Source organism: Allobosea sp. FBZP-16, assembly GCF_002831785.1.
Classification (GTDB): Bacteria; Pseudomonadota; Alphaproteobacteria; order Rhizobiales; family Beijerinckiaceae; genus Allobosea; species Allobosea lupini.
Map to the genome: position 1 here is coordinate 3,198 of NZ_LNCQ01000058.1, position 569 is coordinate 3,766.

Sequence of the window (569 nt, forward strand, 5' to 3'; positions counted from 1 at the left end):
CCGGCAGGGCCTGGCGCTGGCGCGCTGCGGCGTCGCGCTCCTCGTGCGCACCCAGTGGCTGCACACCATCGAGCGTTACGAGCTCTTCCGCGAGTTCCCGCCCTTCCTGATCGCCTACTATGTCGAGCGCGTGCCGATGCACCGCGGCCGCTGGGAGCCGGACGGCGACACGGCGACGGATTATTGCTGGGTCTGCTGGAAGCATGGCGCTGAGCCGCGGGCGCCGCTCTGGATCCCGCCTGGCCGCCGCGTCGTCTTCTCGATGCCGACCGATGCCGCTCGCTTCGCGAAGCCGGCACCGGCGCCGCTGCTCGAGCTCGGGGCTTGAGCCATGGCCCGCTTCTTCGCCTCTCGTCGCGCTCCCACAGACGCTGCGCCGCTTATGGCGATCCTGGCGCGGAACGAGCTCGCGGAGGTCGAGGCGGAGCGCGAGCGGCTGAAGGCGGTGATCGCGAGCATCGCGCCGCGGCGATCGACGATCATTGAAGGCCGGTTGAAGCGGCTGACGCGTAAGGCGCTGGAGCTCCAGGTCGCGATCAAGAGGAGCAGCCGATGAGCCATCGCGACAT

At 69.9% G+C, this 569-nt stretch carries 1 protein-coding gene and 1 pseudogene; both read left to right on the forward strand.

Going from position 1 to position 569, the window contains the following annotated elements:
- A pseudogene (locus CXY91_RS30660) lies at positions 1-328 on the forward strand (SAM-dependent DNA methyltransferase); the annotation flags it as partial.
- A 3-nt stretch (positions 329-331) separates the two neighbouring features.
- Positions 332-556, forward strand: a complete 225-nt coding sequence (locus CXY91_RS28425; protein ID WP_100965334.1) for a hypothetical protein — start codon at positions 332-334, stop codon at positions 554-556.
- Positions 557-569: the final 13 nt, after the last annotated feature.

Bases quoted from the DNA above. Each gene is read 5' to 3' on its own strand.
- CXY91_RS28425 (WP_100965334.1), top strand. From the start codon at position 332: ATGGCCCGCTTCTTCGCCTCTCGTCGCGCTCCCACAGACGCTGCGCCG.